General features: G+C 68.8%; 16 protein-coding genes. 12 read left to right on the top strand and 4 right to left on the bottom strand.

Going from position 1 to position 21,963, the window contains the following annotated elements; translation table 11 throughout:
- Positions 1–177 precede the first annotated feature (177 nt).
- The 6 genes from ACFRCG_RS18860 to ACFRCG_RS18835 all read left to right on the top strand — a co-directional run bounded on the left by ACFRCG_RS18860 (position 178) and on the right by ACFRCG_RS18835 (position 6,275).
- On the top strand, positions 178–483 hold the full coding sequence (locus ACFRCG_RS18860; protein WP_020553087.1) for a WXG100 family type VII secretion target: 306 nt from the start codon (positions 178–180) through the stop codon (positions 481–483).
- A gap of 136 nt (positions 484–619) precedes the next feature.
- Entirely contained in the window at positions 620–907 is a 288-nt protein-coding gene (locus tag ACFRCG_RS18855; protein ID WP_078977448.1) for a WXG100 family type VII secretion target, read from the top strand.
- 250 nt (positions 908–1,157) lie between these two features.
- Positions 1,158–2,390, top strand: coding sequence for a type VII secretion-associated serine protease mycosin (gene mycP, locus ACFRCG_RS18850; RefSeq protein ID WP_380032839.1), 1,233 nt, complete (start codon positions 1,158–1,160; stop codon positions 2,388–2,390).
- Positions 2,391–2,543: 153 nt separating this feature from the next.
- Positions 2,544–2,975: a hypothetical protein gene (locus tag ACFRCG_RS18845; RefSeq protein WP_380032838.1), complete on the top strand. Its 432-nt coding sequence runs from the start codon at positions 2,544–2,546 to the stop codon at positions 2,973–2,975.
- Between the two features lie 9 nt (positions 2,976–2,984).
- Positions 2,985–5,132 carry a hypothetical protein gene (locus ACFRCG_RS18840; RefSeq protein ID WP_380032836.1) on the top strand — a complete coding sequence of 716 codons (2,148 nt, stop codon included), beginning with the start codon at positions 2,985–2,987 and terminating at the stop codon, positions 5,130–5,132.
- Between the two features lie 90 nt (positions 5,133–5,222).
- Positions 5,223–6,275, top strand: coding sequence for a hypothetical protein (locus ACFRCG_RS18835; RefSeq protein ID WP_380032834.1), 1,053 nt, complete (start codon positions 5,223–5,225; stop codon positions 6,273–6,275).
- A 24-nt stretch (positions 6,276–6,299) separates the two neighbouring features.
- Here ACFRCG_RS18835 and ACFRCG_RS18830 read toward each other — a convergent pair whose 3' ends face one another.
- From ACFRCG_RS18830 to eccCa, 3 genes are all read right to left on the bottom strand, one after another.
- Entirely contained in the window at positions 6,300–7,556 is a 1,257-nt protein-coding gene (locus ACFRCG_RS18830; RefSeq protein ID WP_380032832.1) for a S8 family serine peptidase, read from the bottom strand.
- A gap of 1,739 nt (positions 7,557–9,295) precedes the next feature.
- Positions 9,296–9,697, bottom strand: coding sequence for a hypothetical protein (locus ACFRCG_RS18825; RefSeq protein ID WP_380032830.1), 402 nt, complete (start codon positions 9,695–9,697; stop codon positions 9,296–9,298).
- Between the two features lie 182 nt (positions 9,698–9,879).
- The gene (gene eccCa / locus ACFRCG_RS18820; protein ID WP_380032828.1) at positions 9,880–13,830 is read right to left on the bottom strand and encodes a type VII secretion protein EccCa; all 3,951 of its coding nucleotides are present in this window, start codon (positions 13,828–13,830) and stop codon (positions 9,880–9,882) included.
- Positions 13,831–14,103: 273 nt separating this feature from the next.
- On the opposite strand from eccCa, the gene eccD reads away from it, so the two are divergent.
- The 6 genes from eccD to ACFRCG_RS18790 all read left to right on the top strand — a co-directional run bounded on the left by eccD (position 14,104) and on the right by ACFRCG_RS18790 (position 21,190).
- On the top strand, positions 14,104–15,504 hold the full coding sequence (gene eccD / locus ACFRCG_RS18815) for a type VII secretion integral membrane protein EccD (RefSeq protein ID WP_380032826.1): 1,401 nt from the start codon (positions 14,104–14,106) through the stop codon (positions 15,502–15,504).
- A gap of 144 nt (positions 15,505–15,648) precedes the next feature.
- Positions 15,649–15,936, top strand: coding sequence for a 30S ribosomal protein S15 (gene rpsO, locus ACFRCG_RS18810; protein WP_020553079.1), 288 nt, complete (start codon positions 15,649–15,651; stop codon positions 15,934–15,936).
- 327 nt (positions 15,937–16,263) lie between these two features.
- Complete coding sequence (locus ACFRCG_RS18805) at positions 16,264–18,489, top strand: polyribonucleotide nucleotidyltransferase (protein WP_380003103.1); 2,226 nt, start codon at positions 16,264–16,266, stop codon at positions 18,487–18,489.
- Positions 18,486–19,847 (top strand): M16 family metallopeptidase, encoded by a 1,362-nt coding sequence (locus ACFRCG_RS18800; RefSeq protein ID WP_380032824.1) that lies wholly within the window; start codon positions 18,486–18,488, stop codon positions 19,845–19,847. Before ACFRCG_RS18805 ends, ACFRCG_RS18800 begins: the two co-directional genes overlap by 4 nt.
- 123 nt (positions 19,848–19,970) lie before the next feature.
- A complete protein-coding gene (gene dapB, locus ACFRCG_RS18795) occupies positions 19,971–20,723 on the top strand; it encodes a 4-hydroxy-tetrahydrodipicolinate reductase (RefSeq protein WP_380032822.1) in 753 nt (250 codons plus the stop codon).
- A gap of 5 nt (positions 20,724–20,728) precedes the next feature.
- Positions 20,729–21,190: a hypothetical protein gene (locus tag ACFRCG_RS18790; RefSeq protein ID WP_380032820.1), complete on the top strand. Its 462-nt coding sequence runs from the start codon at positions 20,729–20,731 to the stop codon at positions 21,188–21,190.
- On the opposite strand, the gene ACFRCG_RS18785 is transcribed toward ACFRCG_RS18790, so the two are convergent.
- Complete coding sequence (locus tag ACFRCG_RS18785) at positions 21,187–21,906, bottom strand: TetR/AcrR family transcriptional regulator (protein WP_380032818.1); 720 nt, start codon at positions 21,904–21,906, stop codon at positions 21,187–21,189. The two genes, ACFRCG_RS18790 and ACFRCG_RS18785, sit on opposite strands and share 4 nt — an antisense overlap.
- Positions 21,907–21,963 lie beyond the last annotated feature (57 nt).

Here is a 21,963-nt window from a genome sequence, read left to right as displayed (position 1 = left end):
AGGGGTATTCACTGGGTCAAGGTTCCGTAACCTTGCGTAGGGCGTCGCTTGGGTGGCGTCCGGGGTTGCGGTTAGAGTTCCCACGACGTCGCAACGGTGACGTTGGTGCGGGGGCGCCCGACACGGGTGACACGAACCTTCCCTCGCGCACGTCTGTCTCATGGGGGATGGTGAAACATGGCAGGTGAAGCGTTCAAGATCACTCCGCAGATGTTGGCGGAGTTGTCGAAGAAGGTTCAGGGTGTCGCGACCGACCTCGAGGCGGCCATCCAGGAGATGAACCGCAAGGTCGACGCGATCGAGGGCCAGTGGCAGGGCGCTGCCAGGAACCAGTTCGACCCGCTGCAGGAGCAGGCCGTACAGAAGGCGCTCGGGGTCAAGCGCGCTCTGGACGCCATCTCCGGGGCGATGGGCCACAACGCCAACTCGTACGACCAGACCGAGACGACGGTGTCCGGCAACATCTCGAAGTTGATGTTCTGACCGAGGTTCGTACCGGGATTCGTACCGTCGTCGCCGTGCGCCTGGTCGCCCCCGTCGCCGACGGTCGAGTCCGCTCTCGTGGCGCTCGGGGCGATGCCCCGGTCGTACGCCCGTCATCCGACACTGGGGAGAAAGCATGTCGCAGGTAGTTGTCACTTTCGCTGCGCTCGAACAGGCCGCAGCCGATATTCGCGCCCTCAACGCCCGTCTCGCCGACATGCAGTCGGGTCTGAAGCGGGACATCTCGCCGGTCACCGAGTCGTGGTCCGGTGACGCCCGCGAGGGCTACCTCGTCCAGCAGGCGAGCTGGGACCAGAACGCGCAGGGGCTGCAGGACGCGCTCAACGGCATCGCCGACGGCCTGATGCGCGCGGCCGACGCGTACCGCCAGACCGAGGCGTCGAACGCCAAGATGTGGCAGTAGTCGCCGCTTCGGTCCTCGGCGTGGTGTGTCGTCGACGAAGCGCGTGTGTGCGAGTGCGCTGTGCATGGGTGCGCGAAGGCGCGATTGCGTGTGTGAGTGAGTGACGTGATGTGAGGAGGCGGGCTCGTGCCCGCCTCCTCCCGCGTCGTCCGTCATCGGTCTCACGGGGGCCGGGGACACCCAGAAGACGAACCGCCCGGCCCGGTGGATCGGGGCCGGGCGGACGGTGATCCGGAAGGCGAACGAACCGATGCGACCCGTGCGGCGACGGTGGGCGGCACCCCTTCTGGCGCTGGGTCTGGTGCTTCCCGCCGGATCGGTGGGCGCCGCCTCGGCCGACGGAGGCTCGGCGGACACCGCGCTGCTCGCGGGGAGCGACTGCCAGTACCCGTCCAAGCCGATGCCCGGCAAGCCGTGGTCGTTGCAACGGGTGTTGCTCGACGAACTGTGGCAGAAGGCGACCGGCAAGGGTGTCACGGTCGCGGTGATCGACAGTGGGATAGACGACGAAAACCCGCAGTTGGCGCCCGCGATCGTGGCCGGCAAGGACTTCTTCAACGACAAGGCGAACGGCACCGACGACACCAACGGCCACGGCACGATGGCGGCGGGCATTATCGCGGCCCGGCCCGGGGATCGGCTCACCCCCAGGCTGGAGACCGGCTTCGCCGGGATCGCGCCCGAGGCGATGCTGCTGCCGATCCGGCAGAACGGTGGCGACGACGCGACCAAGGGCAACGAGGACACCCTGGCCCAGGCGATCGACTTCGCGGTGGCGGGAGGTGCCTCGGTGATCAACATTTCGCAGGACACCGTGGGCGGCCAAGAGCCGGGCCAAAAGTTGCAGGACGCGATCCGGCGCGCGCTGGCCAAGCAGGTCGTGGTGGTGGCCGCGGCCGGGAACTCCGGCGACAAGGACAACCTCGACTCGTGGCCCGCGAAGTATCCGGGCGTACTGGGCGTCGGCGCCGCCGACCGCAACAACGAGCGGGCGCCGTTCTCGCAGAACAAGCCGTACGTGGGCGTGATGGCGCCGGGCGTGGACATGTGGTCGACGGTCCCCAAGGGCGGCCACTGCCGGGGTGACGGCACCTCGTTCGCGACGCCGTACGTGGCGGGCGTCGCGGCGCTGATCCGCTCGGCGCACCCGAACTACACCGCGGCCCAGGTGATCACCCTGATCGAACAGACCGCACAGCGCACCGCTCCGGGCCACGTGGACGGCGTCGGCTGGGGCGTGGTCGACCCCCTGCGCGCCCTCGCCTTCACCGGGGTCCCCGGCTCCGTCCCGGTCCCCGACCCCAAGGTCGACCGCAGCACGGAACTGGTCAACGTGGCCCCACTGGCCCACGGCCCCTCCCGAGCCGACCGCGACCGCCGCAAGGCCTCGGTGATCCTCTTCGTCGCGATCGGCCTCACAATCGTGGTGATCTGCGGCGCAATCGTAATCCGCGACGCCCGCACCCCCCCTCCCCCCGGCTGAACCTCGACCGGCCACGGCCGATCGAGGTTCAGCCGGCCATTGCGGCCATTGCGTGGTGACGACCCGTTATTTGGGGCGGGCTTCCGAGAATCAGGAAAGAACTTCATCGGACCACCTGGGGAAAACATGTCAAGCGGCATACCCGATACGAACTTGAGCCGTATCGCCTTTCCCGATCAGTTTCACGAGACCGATACCGCGCCTCCCGGCTCGCACCCGGCTTCGGCCGGCCCACCGAACCCACCCCCGGGTGTTCCGCCGATTCAGGACCCCGGCGGCTCGTTCGACGTGCCGGGTCGCACGTACGTGGAAGCGGACCAATTGACCCGACTCGCCGGCACGGCCGAAGGCTTCCAGGGCGAGATTCTGAAGATCAACCAGGACGCCGACGCCACCGCCCAGGCCGCGGCGGCCGGGCTGGAGGGCCACGCCATGCAGGCGGCGCTGCGCGAGTTGGCACACGACTGGCCCCTGCAGGCCGCCTCCGCCGCGGCCCAGTTCGGTTTGGCGGCGGAAGCCTTGCGTGCCAACGCCGACCAGTACCGGCATACCGAGCATGTCAACACCAACCTGTTCGGTTCCTGAGGAGAAGCGATGAACCTCGCACAGTTTCGACAGGCCGATCTCGATGGCCTGTCGGCGGCGGTGGCGTATTGGGATGCCCTGGCCGGACGGATGCAAGGCGTTGAACTCCGCCTGGGTACCGAGTTGTCGGGGCCGATCAAGAGCGGTAAGTGGCAGGGGCTTTCCGCCAAGTTCGCCGGCCTGCGCATCGATACGGTGCACAAGCAGTTGACCAACGCCACGCTCGAAAGTCGGGCCGTCGCTTCCGTGCTCAGTGACGTCAACGGCGATCTTCGCAAGCTGCGTGAGGAATTGCGGGCGATCGAGGCGGAGGCCGTCGCCAAGAAACTCGTGATCGCGCCGGACGGGGCGGTCAGCTGGCCACCGATGCAGGGTGTTCCGGGGCAGGAGGTGAGCAAGGAGGCCGGCGATCGTTACACGGCCGAGCAGCGCTCACACGCCGAGGAAATCGGTCGCCGTATCGCCGACCTGCTGCGCCGGGCCGGTGACGCCGACGAGCGGGGAGCGGCGGCGTTGCGCGCCACGCGCGGCAAGGACGCGACCTTGTTCGACTCGCCCGACGCGCTCGGTGGTGGTGCCGAGGCGGACGCCAAGCGCGCCGCCGACCTGTTCACCCGCCTGTCCTCGCTCGATTCGGGTGATCTCGACCTGCTGCGCAACATCATGCAGGCGAATTCCGGAAACCCGAACTTCGCCGAAGCACTGACTCGTTCGATGAAACCCACCGGCCTCTACGATGCCACCGGTCTGATCGCGCAGATGAACGCGCGGATAGCCGCGGGCGACAAGAATGACCCGAGACTCGCGGACTTGAGGCAACTTCAGACCGACTTGGGCAATTCCCTGGCCGCGGCCAGTCCGCGACTGGTCAAGGATCCCGCGTGGATGGCGTCGATGACGGAGGCGGGCCGAAAGTTCGTCCGAGTCGGCGACAGCGACGCGTATCCGGGACGGGCCACGGTCTACGGGTACCAGTTGCTGGGCACGCTGCTGGGCCACGGCACATACGACACCGCCTTCCTGCGACAGACCGCCGATGAGGTGATCGCGTTCGAGAAGGCCGCCGGCAAGCCCTCGATCTGGAGCACGACCCTCATTCCGCCGCCGCGTTTCGGCCTGGATCTCTCCCGTCCGGGCAGCGGCTACGATCCGGTGACCGGCGTGCTGACGGCGATGAGTTGGAACCCCGAGGCGGCGAAGGGCTTCTTCGGCGACGGCGGCCCGGCCCGGCTCGACTACCTGTTCAAAGGCCGCAGCCCGATTTCCGACCATATCGGCGGTGGGGGCGAGCCGACGAGCTTCGACGCGCTCGGGAATGCGCTCCAGGCCGCCACAACCGGCCGAATCCCCACCGGCGCGGTGGGCCTCCCCGATTCCCCGATGGTCCCGCACGATGACGTCATGCGACGTATCGCGGCGGACACGGTCAACTACATCGGGGGCCGGGGAGGGTTGCACGGCGCGGTACCCGGGAGCATGAGCGACAGCATGGCGAACATATTCGCGGAATATGTGGACGAAACGCATCTCGCTCTCTCGGGCGATCGACTCCATAATTCCCTTTTCGGTAACACGAACGATCTGGTTCGGGCGATGAAGGGCACATCCGAAAACCCGGAAGCCTTCAGGTTGCTCTATGATCAGGAACTCAACTACGGCGCGGCAAGAATGGCTACCCCCGCCGATCCGGAAGCGGTGAAGGTGGAGGTCAACGCCGGATCCAGGGCTCTGGGCGCGCTCGATGAAATTCGGGCCCAAGTGATCATGGACTACGGAAGCGACTCGGATACCGCGAGGAGTTGGGACAGTAAATATCTCTACCACGGCTACGGTGGTGGAGCGAACGCCGTGGCAGGGGTTGTCCTGCCTCCGCAGCTTGCCTTTTTGGGAGACTTCGCCCAACGGAGGGTGAATCTTATTACTGATCACTGGTATGCCGACCGCAGCAGTGAGATCGCCGAGCAGACCTCGATCGACCTCGAGGCCATGCGCAAGGAAAATGCGGATCGATTGAGCGCGGCACTGAAGGCATTTGCCGAAAGCTCTCCGGAGCGAGGGGCTCCGGACTTCGACGTGAAGCTTCAAGGACTCCTCGGGAATTCGCAGCTGTACTACGGAAACGGCAGTCACATGGTGCAGCAGGTTTTCGATAAATAGCAGTCGACGGCCTCTGTTCGTGAATTCGAGAAGTTGAAGGGCGCGATAATGTCCGATCGATCTCCTTGGGCGTTTCGCAGTCGGCGATGGGTGATCGCTCTCGTGACGTGCGTCTCATTGACTGCTGTCGGGGTTTTCCTGGGTCGCAGTGACCGGCTGCCGTGGCAGGAGAAGACCTACTCGGCCCCGGAAAAGTTTTGTTTCGATGCGATGTCCGGGGCTGAGGTGGCGCGTTTCATCAGCGGATCGCCCACGGGAAAGCACGGTCGTATCGGGCGCGTGACATCCGCGACCCCGGTCGACCGGGATCACATCGGTACCACGAACTGCCACCTCTCGGTGCCGGTTGCCCGGGGACGTGTACAGCCACAAGGGACGCGGCTCAACACATCCCGAGATGACGATCGCGCCGAATTCGCTTTCAGATTGTTCATTGCCGACTGGGCCGTGGAAGGTCAGATCGCCGAGGACTTCCCCACCGGCGCCACCCCACTCGGCGGTGGCATCAGCGGAGCGGTCACCGACAACGAGGCGTGGCTACGGGTGCCGGCGTGTTCGGCGGGTCCCGAGGAGACACGCAAGACAGCGAGGTTCGCCAACATCGGTGTGCGGCGCTCCCAGGATGCTTCGCTCAAGAACATACGGCCGATCCTGGCGTCGATGCTCACCCGTTTGACGAATCGCGGGCTTGAGGCCATGGGCTGCCCGGACCGCATTCCGGAACTGGACATCTCCGCGGGACCGGTGCGCAGAGAGCCGCTTCCGAGGGATGGGCGGTGTCTACCTGTGGACGCGACGGCCCTCGGGATCACGGATACGACAGGGTGGACGGCGGAGAAGTTCGAGACCGCCCGAACCGATGTGTCCTGGTGTGATGTCTTCAACGAGAAGGGCGAACGAGCCCTTCGCTTCACGAGCATGAACGCGGCCTTCGCCTGGCAGTACCCCCTCAACGCCGAACGTCGTCGCACGATCGCGTGGGGCTGCGAGCGCGGAGTGGTTCCCGACGAAAACGCGGCCCTGGTCCATGCACTCGAACGTTTCGATGAACGGCTCCGGCCGCTGCGGGAGTTGAAGGCGGCCATCGTGGCGGCCGTGCCCGAATCGGCATGCGCGGGCGGCGGCGCGGCTTCGGCGAAGTAGGCGGGGTTGGGCGTGCCGTCGCGTTCAGCGCCGGTCGTAGGGGCCGCCACCCGGCGGGTGGTAGGTCGGTGGCACGGTGGGCCAGGGCGGCACGGCGGCCTGTTGACGGGCCGCGAGCTCGCGGGCTCGGCGGCGGCGCATGGTGACGACGACGGCGCCGGCGCCGAGGGCGACGACGACGGCGGTGCCGATGAGGATCGGGACGAGAAGGCTGTCGCCGTCGTCGGACTTGCCGGCGACTGCCACCGGGGGCGCGGTAGTTGCGGGTGGCGCGGTCGCCGGGGACGGGTCGCTCGACGCACCGGTGGTGGGCGGCGCACTCGGTTTGTCTCCACGCACCCCGACGAGCGGATTCACATCGGCCGGCCCAGGCGTATCAGTGGCAGCAAGGGCTTTGCGGGGACTCACGGCCCCATAGCCAAAGGTGTCGGAAGGAACAGGCTCGGTAGGCCGATTGGCAGTATCGATCAGCCGCCGAATGACCTGATTGGCGGTCCAATCGGGATGCACCGACCACACAAGCGCCGCTACCCCGGACGTGAGTGCGGCGGCACCGCTGGAGCCGACACCCAGGCAGTAGCGCGTGGCCGTGGTGCAAGCGTGTGGGAGATCCTCCCCGGGAGCCGAGAGCGAGATCCAAGGGCCTTGAACGCTATTGCTGGCCGGACTGCCCTCACGATTCACTGCGCTGACGGCAAGAACTCCGGGATAAGAGGCGGGATATGCCGGGACACCGTTCTTGGCGTCGGGGGTGTTACCTCCTGCCGCGATCACAAGTTTCCCTTTGCCCAACGCGTAGGCGACGGCTTCGCGCTCGGCAATCTCGTTAGCCGAACCACCCAAGGAGAGGTTGATGATACGGGCCGAGGAATCTGCTGCGAGGCGGATGCCGACCGCGACCGAATTGGGATCCACGCCATTGATTAGGCCTTTTGCGGACCTAAAGGGAAGGATCTTCGCATCGGGTGCTACGCCGTAGGCACCCTGACCGTTACCGGATTTTCCCTGCCCGGCAATGAGACTGGCCATTCCGGTGCCATGGCCGTCGAGGTCACCCGGAGTGTTGAGACTCGGCTGAATTTGTCCTACCAGGTCAGGGTGTGTGGCATCGACGCCCGTATCGACCACGGCGACAGTGACTCCGGCCCCTCGGGTGGTCTTCCAGACATCATCGATTTTCCAACCGTCCAAATACCACTGTTGGGCACGGATGGAGTCGGCCTGAGCTGGCGGCGCGAGACCCACGACGAGGGCGAGGGGGATCAGGAGTGCGCCGAGCATGAGGGACAGCGGGCGAACTCGGCTGGGGCGTCCACTCATGCGAGGACGGGGTCCTTCCTGGGGTGACGGTGAAATCCGGTTACTCGATGACGGGTGGGACAACTCCGGGACGACGAGGACCATCCCACGTATTTTCTTCGTCCTCTTCGGTGCGTAGGGGGCGTCGCCGAACCTGCTCGGAGCGCGACCCACCAGTGAACGGTGTGCGCTGCCCAGGGGGTGTTCTGCGCTGCTGCGTGGAGTCGCCTGAGGGGGATTCGGGGGTCGTACCAACTGTGGGCAAGGCTTGGAGCCGGGGAGAGTGGCGACTCGAAGCGGTTCCGGAAGCGTTGCCCACGGATCCGCCCTGCGAGTTCGCGAGCCTGCGCCCTGGGCCACTGCGTGTCGGTGAGCCAATCGCTGATCCTGCGACTCCCGGCGCACCCGGCATGCCCGGGATCCGCCCTGAGGGGCTAGTCCCCCCTGCGTTGCTTATGCCGCCTGAATTGGGGCCGCGCATCTCGGGATGTGCGCTGAATGGGCCTCTTGAGCCGCCCGCTCCCGAAGGCCCACCACCCCGCGGTGTGACTCCTGGGTTGATGACCCCGCCTCCAGGGACACCACCTCTGTAGGTGCCGCCACCGGTTGCTGGGGTCGTCCTTGAGGTACCACTCTTGCCGCCGCCCTCTGAAGGGCTCGATCCGAATGGCCCGTTGCTGCGGCCGGTTCCTCCTGCGGTCGGGGCGGGCGGAATAGGAGCATCTCCAGGCATCCCATTCCACGGTGTGCTCCCATTGGGCGAGTTCGCGGGTCCTGGGCCTCGCCCCGAAGCCTGTGGTTCCCAAGGATTGTCGAGCGTGGATCCGGAAGCCGTCAGCGGGCTGGAACCTTGAAGATTGGTCGACTGAGGAATATACGGAGCCGTATCACCATTGGATTCAAGGTCCGCAGGGCCGCCAGTCGGAACTCGTCCTTGCGGTGCCGTGTAGATTCCGGTACGCGGACTACCGCCCCCGGAGTGCGTACCAGGTGTACCAGATGTTCTGCCTGCGGTGCTCTGGTTTCCGGGTCCTGGGCCTTCGGCGCCAGGGCTACCGATAGATCGGCTATCAATCCAGTCACCCCGAAAGGGTGGTTGGGGAAATTCCGGCGCTGGCAAAGCCTTTAGGTCTGCGGCGGCGACTCTGTATGTCGAGGCTAGTGTGCGCATTTGGGTTACTGCTTCGTGGTGGGCTGCGTCTACCTGGGCCTTGGCTTGTTCGTGGGCCTTGATTGGGTCGACGCCGTCGGGGGGTGGGTTTGTGGCGGCTGAGACGACTGCCACCGGGCCCTGGTTGGCTGTGGCCAGGACTGTCGGGGGCACCCGCGGCATGCGCATCTTGGCTACGAAGATTTGCTGGCCCACATGGTTGACGTGGGTGCCGGCTGCCGAGACGTAGTCGCCGAGGCCGGCTGCGGCGGCCGTGACGCCGCCGGCCCACGTGCGGAAGCTATCCGCTGCCGGGCCCTCCCAGGCGCCGCTAAGGGCCTGGATGCACTTGGTGAGGCCGTCGGTGGCGGTTTGGATGCGTTGGGCGGTTCCGTGCAGCTTGTCGGCGTAGACACCCAGTGCCGAGGGGTTCGCCCCGGCGATCATCGCCTGTAGTTGTTCGAGCGTGTAACCCTCGAAGTCGGTTCCGCCGCCGCCCGGTCCCCCGGTCGGCGCGCCGTCCGCGTGCACCATCAGATTCCCCCCACGACGCCGGATTCGTGTAGTCGTGTCATTCCAGGCCCACCGTGCCGCCCGACTTGGTCGTCGAGCCCGTCGTCACCGGCGTCTGTCCACCCTGGCCGATCCGCGCCATGATCTCGTTCAGCGCGCGGCGCGTGTCGTCGTCCACGTCGGCCGTGTTCGCGCCGGTCACCCTGATCGACAACTTCATCGCCGTGATCTGGTCGTGCAGTGTGGCGATCAGTGCGCGCAATCGGGTGGCGGTCTCCTGGATCACCCCGCCGATCATCGGGGCCTCCGCGAAGGACACGCCCAAGTCGGTTGCGCCGATCCCGTGTTCGGCCGCGTTCGCCCCCGGATCCTCGCCGATCAGATCGGCGAGCACCCCCTCCAACGCCCCCTGAAACTTCTCCAGCATCTCCAGGCTGATCTGAAAACCGGATCCCGCCATAGCCAACGTTTCCCCCGGGCTTGGTGACCTTCGGCCGCGACCCTCCCCGGCGGACGTCGGACACGCCTGCGCGTCGCGGCGCTGACCATTGATCCACGAATGGTCAGCGGACCGCAAGAGGAGGCTGACGTTCCGTTATAACTATTCGGATGGTAGGTCCGGCATATCGACGCGAAACGCCGTCAGTTGTCCGGCAGCCAGGCCGTCTGGATCAGCTGCACGCCTCGCCGCCTGGTGATCAACTGCCCACGCCCTGGCGGGAGTTGGGTCGGCTTGACGTTGGCCATCAGGGCGCCCTCGTCCCGGTTGCCGGACAGGATCAGGCCGGACGTGCCCAGGTCGAGGAGCTTTTGCAGCACGGGCTCGTACAGCGCGCGGCCCGCACCGCCGCTGCTGCGGGCGATGATCAGGTGCAGGCCGACGTCGCGGGCCAGCGGCAGGAACTCGGCGATGCTGCCCACCGGGTTGCCGCTGGAGGAGGCCACCAGGTCGTAGTCGTCGATCAGCAGGAACAGTTCCGGGCCGCTCCACCAGCTCCGGTTGCGCAGCTGTTCCTGCGTCACCTCCGGCCCCGGGAGCCGCCGTTCGATGCCGCCGCGGATCTCGCCCATGAACGAGGTCAGCGCCGGCGCCGCCGCCGCGTACTCCAGCAGGTGCGATTCCGGGACCACGTCCAAGAGCGTGCGTCGGTAGTCGGACACGATGATCCGCGCCTCGGCCGGGGTGTACCGCTCGGCGATGCCCCGGGAGAGCAGCCGCAGGAAGTTGGTCTTGCCCGACTCGCTCTCGCCGAACAGCACGAAGTTCGTGTCGACGTTGAAGTCCAGGTACACCGGGCTGAGCGTCTGCTCGTCCACACCGATCGGGATCCCGCGACCGGACACCTGCGCCGGCGTCGGCAGTTGCTCGTACGGCAGCAACACCGGCAACACCCGCACCGGCGGCGCGGGCGGGCCCGCCCACGCCGCCTTGACCGCGCCGACCATCGCCGCCATGCCCTCGCCCAGGTCCTCCGCCGTCGACGAGCCGTCGATCCGGGGCAGCGCGGCCAGGAAGTGCAGCTTGTCCGGAGACAGACCGCGACCGGGCGCGCCGGAGGGCACGTTCGCCGCGAGCCGCCGGTCGACCTCGGACTCCATCGTCTCGCCGAGCCGCAGTTCGAGCCGGGTCTGGATCTGGTCCTTCAGCGCGGGCCGGATCTCCGGGTGCCGGGACGCGGAGAGGACCACGTGCACCCCGAAGCCCAGACCGCGCGTGGCGATGTCGGTGACCTCGGCCTCCAGCGCGTCGAAGTCGTTGCGCAGGGTCAACCAGCCGTCGACGAACAGGAACACGTCGCCCCACGCCTCGTCCGGCAGCGTGCCCGCGGCGCGGCGCCGGCGGAACGTGTCGATCGAGTCGATGTTGTTGACCCGGAACATCTCCTCGCGCCGGTCCAGGATGCCCTTGACCTCGCTGACGATCCGGCGCACCCGCTCGGCGTCGAGCCGGCCCGCCACCCCGCCCACGTGCGGCAGATCGCTCAGCGCGACCATCCCGCCGCCGCCGAAGTCCAGGACGTAGAACTGCACTTCGGCCGGCGTGTGGGTGAGCGCGAACGAGGTGATCATGGTGCGCATCAGCGTGCTCTTGCCGCTGCGCGGGCCGCCCACCACGAGGGCGTGGCCGGCCGCGCCGGACAGGTCCGCGTACATCACGTCGCGGCGCTGCTCGAACGGCTTGTCCACCAGGCCCAGCGGCACCACGAGGCGGCCGTTGGCCCCCCATTCGGGCGAGCTCAACCCGCGCTCCGCGGTGACCCGCAACGGCGGCAACATCCGGTCCACCGAGTTGGACTCGGCCAGCGGGGGCAGCCACACCTGGTGCGCCGGCGGGCCCTGGTTGACCATCCGCCGCACGATCACGTCCAGCACGGTGTCCGCGAGCGCGCTGTCGACGTCCGGCTCGGGCTCGGGCTCCGGCGGCAGGTCCGGCTGTCGGTTCCACGTGTTCGCGGCCGTCCACCGGCTGTCGAACAGCACCGGCATCGGCGAGCCCGTGCGGTTGCGCCGGACCCGGTCCGAGGCGCGGTAGGTGCCGGACACGTACGCGGCCTTGAACTGCACCATCGACTCGGTGTCGAACTTGAGGTAACCCGCGCCGGGCACCGACGGCAGGTGGTACGCGTCGGGTACGCCGATCGCCGCGCGCGACTCGGCGGCGGAGAAGGTGCGCAACCCGATCCGGTAGGACAGGTAGGTGTCCAACCCGCGCAGCCGGCCCTCCTCCAGCCGCTGCGACGCGAGCAGCAGGTGTACGCCGAGCGATCGGCCGATGCGGCCGATCTGGATGAACATGTCGATGAAGTCCGGCTTGGCGGTCAGCAGTTCGCTGAACTCGTCGATGATGATCACCAGCGAGGGCAGCGGCTCCAGGGCCGCGCCGGCCACCCGGGCCCGCTCGTAGTCGTGCATGTTGGCGTAGTTGCCCGCCGAACGCAGCAACTCCTGGCGCCGGTTCAGCTCACCGGTGATCGAGTCGCGCATGCGGTCGACCAGGGTCAGGTCGTCGGAGAGGTTGGTGATCACCGCCGCCACGTGCGGCATGTCCGACATCCCGGAGAAGGTCGCGCCACCCTTGAAGTCGGCGAGCACGAAGTTGAGGATCTCCGAGCTGTGCGTGGTCGCCAGCCCGAGCACCAGGGTGCGCAGCAGCTCCGACTTGCCGGAACCGGTCGCGCCGACGCACAGGCCGTGCGGACCCATGCCCTCCATCGCCGCTTCCTTGATGTCCAGCATGATCGGCTCGCCGTTCTGGCCGATCCCGATCGGCACCCGCAGCCGGTCGTTCGGCGGCCTGGGCCGCCAGGTCTGCGACACATCCACCTGGGCCGCGTCGCCGATGCCCATCAGGTCGGTGAAGTCCAGATTGGCCAGCAGCGGTTCGTCGTCGTCGTTCGCCGACAGCCGCAGCGGCGCGAGCTTGCGGGCCAGCGCCTCCGCGTCGCCCGCCGACAGGAAGTCGGGCACCCCCTCGTACGCGCCCGCCGTCGACTCCAGCGTCAGTCGGTCCTCCTCGGCGATGATCGCCAGCCCGCCGCGCAACTCGTCCAGCGGCCCGGGGACCACCTCGACGATGGTCACGCCCTGCAGCCCGTCCGCGCCCGCCAGCAGCGAGTTGGCCGGCACCCCGCCGCCGTCGAGCACCACCACCAGATGCGGCTGGTCCAGCACCGGCTGCGCGCCGGCCGCGAACCGCGAACGCCCGGCCAGCTCCTCGGCCAGCCACTCCTCGATCTCGCCGAGGTCGCCGGCGATCATCCGCACCGAGCCCGCGCCGTCCGACTGGGACGGGTGCTGCACGTGCGGCAGCCACTTGAGCCAGTCCCAGCGCGGCAGCGAGTTCGTGTCGCACGCGACCACGATGCGCACGTCGTCGGGGGAGTGCAGCACCGCGAGTTGGCCCAGCATCGACCGGGTCAGCCCGTACACCCGCTCCGGCTCGCCCGAGACGGTCAGGTGATAGAAGGAGCGCAGCGAGACCGCCATCGGCAGATCGTCCAGCGTCGCCTGGGTGCGCAGGAACCGCCGCATGGCGTCCGCGCACAGCGGCTCCAACTCCTCCAGCGGCGCGGTGTCCGGCGCCACCAGCGGGGTGGACAACTGTTGCTGACCCACCCCGACCCGGACCTGCCCGAAGTCGGGGTCACCGGCCCGCCGTTCCCAGATCCGCCGCTCGCCCGCGGCCACCGACCACAACTGGCCCGGATCCGGATGCGTCCACAACTGCGCGTCGCGCTGCCTGCGGGCGGTCCGCCGGACCTCCTTGCGCTGCTGGGCGAGGTACTTGAGGTAGTCGCGCCGGGAGTCGAGCATCTGCACCCGGTTGCCGCCACGCGACTTGAGGATGTTGGCGACCACCATGACCAGCGACGAGATCATCATCATGCCGCCCATGACCATCATCATCTTGGGCGCGCCCGGCATGAAGAAGAAGCCCGCCGACCCGAGCATGCCCATCATCGGGAGCACGCTCATGATCCAGTTCTGATCGGTCGGGCGCTCCAACTCGGGTGGCGATTGGAGTCGGATCTCCTCCGTGGGGACAGGAGAGGGCAGCACCCTGGGCGGGCGCTTGACGATGACCACGGTCAAGGTGAATCAGCCTCATCCGTCGCGAGGATCCCGGACACGGATCGAACCCGCCGCAAAGCACGGAAAAGGAGCAGGTGATGTGAGTCAACCCACCCCGTCAGGGTCGTCTCCATGACACACGGTAGACCGGTGGTCCGTTCGTGTGTGCGCCGCATACTACTGGCCGGTCCTCCCGACGCCACCGTCGCGTGAAGCGGTGACGTATAGAGTCGTCGTCCCGCCCCCTCGGGGTCGCGGGACACGGGGCGGCTACAAGCAGGGGGATCTGCACAGGTGAACTCCACGACCACGACGGTCACCACCGGGTTCGCCCGGATCACCGTCATCGCACCGGACTGTCGCGTCGACCTCGCGCTGCCGGAGGAGGTCCCGCTCGCGGAGTTGTACCCGGAGATCCTGCGGCTGTCGGGGCAGACCCAGCGCAACGGCGCGGTGACCGGCTTCCAACTCACCAGGCTCGACGGCGAGGCGCTGGACAGCGGGCTCACGCTGGCCGCGCAACACGTGCGCGACGGTGAACTGCTGCGCTTCACGGCGCTCGCGGACGCGCCGCCCCCGCCGGTGTACGACGACGTCGCCGACTCGGTGGCCACCTCCGTCACCGGCGACAACCGGCTGTGGACGCCGGAGATGTTGCGTATCGCCGGCCTGTCCGGCGCGGCCGTCTTCTTCACCCTCGGCGCCGTCGTGCTCTGGCGGACGACCCCCCTGCCGCACGGCCTGCCCGCCATCGTCGGCGGCTCGCTGGCCCTGGTGCTGACCGTGGTCGCGGGCGTGCGCGCCCGGGTGTACGGGGACCACTCCGGCGGCGCCGTGCTCGGCCTCGGCGCGCTGCCGAACGCGTTCCTGGCGGGCCTGGGCCTGATCGAGCCGCCCGCCCGCGAGGGCCCGGGCCGGGTCCAGTTCCTGGTCGCCTGCGTCGCCGTGCTCGTCGTCTCCACCCTGATCGCCGCCCTGCTGCCCGCCCGCGGCGCCGTCTACATCGCCGGCGCCGGCGCCGGCGCCCTGGGCACGCTCGCCACCTTCGGTCTGATCACCGTCGACGGCGCCCCCCGCGAGGCCGCCGCGGTCACCGGCACCGTCGCCCTCGCCATGATCGCCTTCCTGCCTTCCTGGGCGGCCCGCCTCGCCCGGCTGCCGATCGGCTTCCTGCCCTCCGACGCGCCGACCTCCCGCCAGAGCGACACCCTCGACCACGCCGACGTCGCCGCCCGCGCCCGCCGCGGCCACGAGGTGCTCAGCGGCCTGGCCGGCGCCTGCGCCGCCGCGCTCGTCGCCTCCTGCGTCGTGCTCGGCAGCGTCGACACCCTGTGGGCCCGGGCCCTGACCGCCGTACTCGCCCTGGTCACCCTGTGCCGGGCCCGCCTGTTCCGGCACACCACCCAGGTCACCGTCCTGTACACCGCCGGACTGCTCGCCCTGGCGATGTTGTTCGTCGGCCTGGCCCTGGACACCGGTATGGCGGACAAGGAGCGTCAGGGCTGGATCTTCGCGCTGGTCTGCGTGGTCGGCGCGCTGCTCGCGATCGTGGCGACCACCGTGCCCTCGCGTGGCCTGTCCCCCTTCTGGGGGCGGCTGATGGACGTGCTCGAAGGCATGCTGATGGTGTCGGTCGTACCGCTGTGCCTGGCGGTGCTGGATCTGTACGACAAGCTGCGGAACATCACGGCCTGATGCGCTCCTGCTAGGGTTGTCCGTATCCCGGAGCCGCGTGCCCGGGATGCGTGCTGCCCACGGGCCGCGCGCCCGCACCATGTGAGCCCAGTCGCCGCCGTGAGTAAGACCGGTGGCGCTCACCACCTTGCAGAGGGAGAACACGTGTCGCTCGACACCGCAACGAAGAAGCAGATCATGGCCGACTACGCCACCAAGGAAGGCGACACCGGCTCCCCCGAGGTGCAGGTCGCGATCCTGAGCTACCGGATCAACGAGCTCACCGCGCACCTCAAGGAGCACAAGCACGACCACCACAGCCGCCGGGGCCTGCTGCTCCTGGTCGGCCAGCGCCGTCGCCTGCTCGGCTACCTGGCCAAGAAGGACATCGAGCGCTACCGCACGCTGACCGACCGGCTGAGCATCCGCCGCAGCGGCGTCGGCATCCGCTAGCAGCACACGACGGGGGAGCGGCTTGCACAAGCCGCTCCTTCGCCGTATCCGGATGCCGTCTTTGTAGGCTGTGTTCCGCACGCGGGCATCCGCGGTGAGATAGAACAAGACAATCGACGTCGGTCGTGCCTCGCGCACGCCCGACGACGAGGACGAACGACAGACACTGGGAGCGCCGCGTCGCGACCAAGGCGCCGACCTCCAGCGCCGGTCCTCGGTAGTGGCCCCCGGGTAACGCACCCGGGTGCTTCGATCGAAGACCGGCACGGTCGGCCCTCAGGCGTCATGCGCCGCGGACCTCCCTCGAAACGAACGAGGAGGGCACCCGTGGAGGGTCCCGACATCAGCTTCGCCGAAGCGGTCATCGAGAACGGCACCTTCGGCAACCGCACCATCCGCTTCGAGACCGGCCGGCTCGCCAAGCAGGCCGCCGGCTCCGCCGTGGTCTACCTGGACGACGACACCATGGTGCTCTCGGCCACCACCGCCTCGAAGCGCCCCAAGGACCAGCTCGACTTCTTCCCCCTGACGGTGGACGTCGAGGAGCGCATGTACGCCGCGGGCAAGATCCCCGGCTCCTTCTTCCGCCGCGAGGGCCGCCCGTCCGAGGACGCCGTGCTCACCTGTCGGCTGATCGACCGTCCGCTGCGCCCGTCCTTCAAGAAGGGCCTGCGCAACGAGATCCAGATCGTCGAGACGATCATGGCGCTCAACCCGGACCACCTGTACGACGTGGTCGCGATCAACGCGGCCTCGATGTCCACCCAGCTCGCGGGCCTGCCGTTCTCCGGCCCGATCGGCGGCGTCCGGGTGGCGCTGATCGACGGCACGTGGGTCGGCTTCCCGACGCACACCGAGCTCGAGCGCGCGGTGTTCGACATGGTCGTCGCGGGCCGTGTGCTCGACGACGGCGACGTGGCGATCATGATGGTCGAGGCCGAGGCCACGACCGGCACGATCGAGCTGGTCAAGGGCGGCGCCGAGGCGCCGACCGAGGAGGTCGTCGCCGACGGCCTCGAGGCCGCCAAGAAGTTCATCAAGGCGCTGTGCGCCGCGCAGGTCGAGGTGGCCGACAAGGCCGCCAAGGAGACCGGCGAGTTCCCGGTCTACCTGGACTACCAGGACGACGTCTTCGAGGCGCTGGCCGCCGCGGTGACCGACGAGCTGTCGGCCGCGCTGACCATCGCCGGCAAGCAGGCCCGCGAGAGCGAGCTCGACCGGGTCAAGGACCTGGCCGCGGAGAAGCTGCTCCCGGCGTTCGAGGGTCGCGAGAAGGAGATCGGCGGCGCGTTCCGCGCGCTGACCAAGAAGCTCGTCCGGCAGCGCGTGCTGCGCGACAAGGTGCGCATCGACGGTCGCGGGCTGACCGACATCCGCACCCTGTCGGCCGAGGTCGAGGTCATCCCGCGCGTGCACGGCTCGGCCCTGTTCGAGCGCGGCGAGACCCAGATCCTGGGCATCACCACGCTGAACATGCTGCGCATGGAGCAGATGCTCGACACGCTCTCGCCCGAGACGCGCAAGCGCTACATGCACAACTACAACTTCCCGCCGTACTCGGTCGGCGAGACCGGCCGCGTGGGCTCGCCCAAGCGCCGCGAGATCGGCCACGGCGCGCTCGCCGAGCGCGCCCTCCTGCCGGTGCTGCCCGCGCGCGAGGACTTCCCGTACGCGATCCGCCAGGTGTCCGAGGCGCTCGGCTCCAACGGCTCGACCTCGATGGGCTCGGTCTGCGCGTCCACGATGTCGCTGCTCAACGCCGGTGTGCCGCTCCGGGCGCCGGTCGCGGGCATCGCGATGGGCCTGATCTCGGACGAGGTCGACGGCAAGACCGAGTACGTGTGCCTGACCGACATCCTCGGTGCCGAGGACGCGTACGGCGACATGGACTTCAAGGTCGCCGGCACCAAGGAGTTCGTCACCGCGCTCCAGCTCGACACCAAGCTCGACGGCATCCCCGCGTCGGTGCTGGCCGCGGCGCTCAAGCAGGCCAAGGACGCCCGTCTGCACATCCTCGACGTGATGATGGAGGCCATCGACACTCCGGACGAGATGTCGAAGTTCGCGCCGCGCATCATCACCGTCAAGATCCCGGTGGACAAGATCGGCGAGGTCATCGGCCCCAAGGGCAAGATGATCAACCAGATCCAGGACGACACCGGTGCCGAGATCACCATCGAGGACGATGGCACGATCTACATCGGTGCCTCGGACGGCACCTCGGCCGAGGCCGCGCGGGCGACGATCAACGCGATCGCCAACCCGACGATGCCCGAGGTCGGGGAGCGTTACCTGGGTACGGTTGTCAAGACCACCACGTTCGGCGCGTTCGTCTCGCTCATGCCCGGCAAGGACGGCCTGCTGCACATCTCGCAGCTGCGCAAGATCGCCGGTGGCAAGCGCGTCGAGAACGTCGACGACGTGATCAAGGTCGGCGACAAGGTGCAGGTCGAGATCGCCGAGATCGACCAGCGCGGCAAGCTGTCGCTCGTCCCGGTCATCGAGGGCGAAGGCGACGCCGCCGAGGACACCGAGGACGCTGCCGCCAAGTGACGTCCTCCTCGTCGAAGAACCAGGCCGCTGCGTCCGCGCAGCGGCCTGGTTCCACGAAGACCCTGCTGCGTGACGCGGACGGTGTGGGTGCCGTCCGCCGCACGGTCCTGCCCGGCGGCCTGCGGGTGATCACCGAGAACATGCCGTCCGTGCGCTCCGCGACCTTCGGTATCTGGGTCGGGGTGGGCTCGCGCGACGAGACCCCCGCCCTGGCCGGCACCTCGCACTACCTCGAACACCTGCTGTTCAAGGGCACCGCGAAGCGCGACGCGCTGGAGATCTCCGCGGAACTGGACGCCGTCGGTGGTGAGATGAACGCGTTCACCACCAAGGAGTACACGTGCTACTACGCACGCGTGCTCGACACCGACCTCCCGCTCGCCATCGACGTGATCTGCGACATGGTGACCGGCTCGCTGATCGACTCCGAGGACGTGGACGCCGAACGCGGCGTGATCCTCGAGGAGATCGCGATGAACGAGGACGAGCCCGGCGACCTGGTGCACGAACTCTTCTACGACGCGATGCTCGGCGACGCCCCGCTCGGGCGGCCCGTACTGGGCACCGTCGAGTCGATCAACGCGCTCACCCGGACCCAGATCAACGGTTACTACCGGCGCCGGTACAAGGCGCCGAACATGGTGGTGACCGCGGCCGGCAACATCGACCACGCCAAGGTGGTCCGGCTGGTCAAGAAGGCGTTCGCCCAGGTCAAGGTGGACGAGGACGCGGTGGCCGCGGCGCCGCGCGCCGGCGGTCGCGGGACGCGTTCGGCCGGCAGCGTCCGGGTGCTCAACCGGCCGACCGAGCAGGCCCACCTGGTCCTGGGGATGCCCGGCCTGGCCCGCGACGACGACCGGCGGTTCGCGCTCAGCGTGCTCAACACCGCGCTCGGCGGCGGGATGAGCTCGCGCCTGTTCCAGGAGATCCGGGAAAAGCGCGGGCTGGCCTACTCGGTCTACTCGTTCCACTCCGGCTACGCCGACCTGGGCGTGTTCGGGATCTATGCCGGCTGCCAGCCCAAGAAGGCCCGCCAGGTGATCGAGATCTGCCGGACCGAGCTGGAGCGGGTGGTGCGCGACGGGCTGCCCCGGGACGAGATGGATCGGGCGATCGGCCAGCTGCGCGGCTCGACCGTGCTCGGCCTGGAGGACACCGGGTCGCGGATGAGCCGGATCGGCAAGAGCGAACTCGTCTACGGCGAGCACCTGTCCGTCGACGAGGTGCTGGCCCGGATCGCCGCGGTGACCGCCGACGAGATCCACGACGTGGCGAAGGTCCTGTTCGCCGCGCGGCCCACGCTGGCCGTGGTCGGGCCGTTCGCCGACGACGCGGACTTCGTCGCCGCGTCGGCCTGAACGACGGCGAAACCGTGCCGGCCGGGTCGCGAGCGGGTCGGTGGGCACGGAAGTGGTGCGCTCCGATCGGCCGCGGTGTCGATCGGGACGAAGAACTGTGCTGACGGGAGAGTGCGCGACATCATGACTGCGATCCGGGTGGGTGTGATCGGTGCGGCCGGCCGCATGGGCTCCGAGGTGTGCCGTGCCGTCGAGGCGGCCGACGACCTCGAACTGGTGGCGCGCGTCGACGAGGGCGACGACCTCGCCGACCTCGCCGAGGCGGGTGCGCAGGTCGCCGTGGACTTCACCCATCCGGGTGTGGTCATGGGCAACCTGGAATACTGCGCGGGCGCCGGGATCCACGCCGTCGTCGGCACCAGCGGCTTCACCCCCGACCGCCTCGCGCGGTTGCGCGAGTGGCTGGCGAAGAGCCCGGAAACCGGCGTTTTGATCGCGCCGAACTTCGGCATCGGCGCGGTGCTGATGATGCGGTTCGCGGCCCAGGCGGCGCGCTTTTACGAGTCGGTCGAGATCGTCGAACTGCACCACCCGAACAAGGTCGACGCGCCCAGCGGCACCGCCCGCCGGACCGCCGAGCTGATCGCCGAGGCGCGCGACGGCGCCGGCCTCGGGGAGATGCCCGACGCGACGGTGGACGACCCGGACGGCGCGCGCGGCGGCAAGGTCGACGGCGTGCCGGTGCACGCGGTCCGGCTGCGCGGCCTGGTCGCCCACCAGGAGGTGCTGCTCGGCGACGACGGCGAGATGCTGACCATCCGGCACGACTCGTTCCAGCGCACGTCCTTCATGCCGGGTGTGCTGCTCGGGGTGCGTCGTGTGGTCTCCACGCCCGGCCTGACCGTGGGCCTGGAACACTTCCTCGATCTGGGCTGAGCATCGTGAGGCAACGTGTCACCGCGCTCGTGCTGATCGCGGTTCTGGTCTTCTACGTGTTCCTCGTCGGCAGTCGCGGCATGATCGCGATTCGCGACGGGCGGCCGGTCACCGTCGTGCTCGGGCTGGCGATCCTGCTCGTGCCGGTGGTGGGCGCCTGGTACATCTGGCGCGAGGTGCGCTTCGGCTTCGCGATGCAGCGGCTGGCCCGCGAATTGGCGGCCGAGGGCGGGCTGCCGGCCGACGAGTTGGCCCGCACCCCCGGCGGGCGGGTCGATCGGGACAGCGCCGACGAGGTGTTCGAGCGGCGCAAGGCCGAGGTGGAGGCCGCGCCGGACGACTGGCGGGGCTGGTACCGGCTGGCCGTGGCCTACGGCGACGCGCGCGACAACGCGCGCGGGCGCCGGGCGATGCTGACCGCGATCCGCCTGCACGCGGGCCGGGCGCCGGCCACGAACACGCGCTAGGGTCTGGCGCCGGCCGGGCGGTCGAGTGTCGCGGGGCCGGCCGGGTGGGGTGTGGCGGGCCGCGCGGCGGTCGGGTCCAGGGCGGTGAGCAGCCGGGTCGATACGGGCGCGGCCAGGATGCCCGCCACCGCGTCCACCAGGTCCTCCACGAACGCCGCGGGGGGCAACACGTCGTGCGCCTGCCCCTCGTGGACGCGCTGCTCGCGATCGGCCGTCGCGTGCACGGCCAGGCTGCCGCCCAGGCGCAGCCGGTTGCGTCGCACCGCGCTCGGCAGGTGGCCCAGGGCCAGGTCGATCAGGTGGGCGAACTCCGGCGTGCTGCCCTCCAGGCCCATCGCCGGCAGCGCGTAGGCGGAGGCGCCCGGGTGCTGGTGCACCCGGGCCAGAAAGCGCAGGTAGAAGCTGCCCCCGACGTCGATCTGCTCGGCCAACGGGCGCACCATGGCCTCGGCCAGGGCCCGGGGGTCCCGGTCGAGGCCGGCCCGGACCAGTGCGCGGACCAGGTCCTCGCGGCGCCCGTTGACCGCCGCGAGCCGGAAGCCGAAGATCGCCCGGATCAATTCCTCTTTGCTGCCGAAGTGGTACTGCGCGGCGGAATTGTTGCGCTGACTCGCCGCGACACTGATCCGGCGCAGCGAGACCGCGTCGATTCCGTGTACGGCGAACAGCCGCTCGGCGGTGAGCAGAAGGCGCTCGCGGGTCGGAGTTCGGCTCACGGCGCCCACGTTAAGTCGGCTGACTTACCCACTTCAATGGCACGTCGGTGTGGTCTT

The sequence above is a fragment of the Embleya sp. NPDC056575 genome (assembly GCF_042793325.1).
Classification (GTDB): Bacteria; Actinomycetota; Actinomycetes; order Streptomycetales; family Streptomycetaceae; genus Embleya.
This window is presented reverse-complemented; position numbering and strand designations above follow the sequence as displayed.

Excerpts from the sequence above, each read along its gene's own strand:
- ACFRCG_RS18830 (WP_380032832.1), bottom strand. The coding sequence starts at position 7,556 with ATGCTCGGCGCACTCCTGATCCCCCTCGCCCTCGTCGTGGGTCTCGCG.
- mycP (WP_380032839.1), top strand. The coding sequence starts at position 1,158 with ATGCGACCCGTGCGGCGACGGTGGGCGGCACCCCTTCTGGCGCTGGGT.
- ACFRCG_RS18840 (WP_380032836.1), top strand. The coding sequence starts at position 2,985 with ATGAACCTCGCACAGTTTCGACAGGCCGATCTCGATGGCCTGTCGGCG.
- ACFRCG_RS18860 (WP_020553087.1), top strand. The coding sequence starts at position 178 with ATGGCAGGTGAAGCGTTCAAGATCACTCCGCAGATGTTGGCGGAGTTG.
- dapB (WP_380032822.1), top strand. The coding sequence starts at position 19,971 with ATGACTGCGATCCGGGTGGGTGTGATCGGTGCGGCCGGCCGCATGGGC.
- ACFRCG_RS18855 (WP_078977448.1), top strand. The coding sequence starts at position 620 with ATGTCGCAGGTAGTTGTCACTTTCGCTGCGCTCGAACAGGCCGCAGCC.
- ACFRCG_RS18825 (WP_380032830.1), bottom strand. The coding sequence starts at position 9,697 with ATGGCGGGATCCGGTTTTCAGATCAGCCTGGAGATGCTGGAGAAGTTT.